The organism is Acinetobacter psychrotolerans (genome assembly GCF_048552595.1).
Lineage (GTDB): Bacteria > Pseudomonadota > Gammaproteobacteria > Pseudomonadales > Moraxellaceae > Acinetobacter.
This window is the reverse complement of the sequence record NZ_JBIMDK010000089.1, coordinates 1-215: the sequence shown is the minus strand read 5'-3', so window position 1 is coordinate 215 and position 215 is coordinate 1. Positions and strand designations below refer to the sequence as shown.

At 52.1% G+C, this 215-nt stretch carries 1 protein-coding gene; it reads left to right on the top strand.

Annotated elements, in window-relative coordinates; all coding sequences use genetic code 11:
• The coding region (locus ACG94X_RS16950) for a hypothetical protein (protein WP_419384823.1) at positions 1-215 on the top strand (215 nt) is incomplete at both ends.

Here is a 215-nt window from a genome sequence, read left to right as displayed (position 1 = left end):
GCGTAGCGGGCAAAGATGCGGTCAACAAAGACCAATTGGATGCACTTGAAGCATCGTCAGGCGCGAACACAGATGCTTTAGGCAACAGCACAGCCACCAACTTGGGTGGTGGGTCAAAGTATGACGCTGCTACAGGTACGATCAGTGCACCGAGCTACACAGTACAAAGCAATCCAAACGATGCCAGCACAAGCACAACAGTCAACAACGTCGGT